Source organism: Bartonella capreoli (genome assembly GCF_902813205.1).
Classification (GTDB): domain Bacteria; phylum Pseudomonadota; class Alphaproteobacteria; order Rhizobiales; family Rhizobiaceae; genus Bartonella; species Bartonella schoenbuchensis.
The window spans coordinates 1-380 of record NZ_CADDZX010000421.1 but is presented as its reverse complement, the minus strand read 5'-3'; the positions used below and the strand labels follow the sequence as shown (position 1 = coordinate 380).

General features: G+C 41.3%; 1 pseudogene. It reads left to right on the top strand.

Annotated features, from left to right (window positions below):
* Positions 1–380: pseudogene (locus J7R05_RS09090) on the top strand (phage tail protein); the annotation flags it as partial.

Sequence of the window (380 nt, the reverse complement as noted above, 5' to 3'; positions counted from 1 at the left end):
AGCGGTATGATAAGCACATTAACCAGTTGGCTGCCAAGCTGGGGAAAAGAAAAGCTTGGTTTTAATGTTTCAATTAACAAAACTTCAACCCAAACAATTAAAGCCTTTACCGATGAAACCAATGCCCGTGCAAAAAGAATGGTTGATACAGCCGTTGTACCCAATAGTCCATCTGGAAAACGCAAGAATGGTTTTAATACAGATACAGTTGAGACAGGATACATGCAGGCTCCAAATGCAAAAATGAGTGCCTTCAAAGCTCCTAAGCCCATTACAGTTCATAAAGCTGTTGAAGTAGACGCCCGCGTGACCATTACAAATCTCAATATTTCCGTCCCCAATGGTCTCAAGAACGAAATTAGAGATGCAGTCAATCAAGC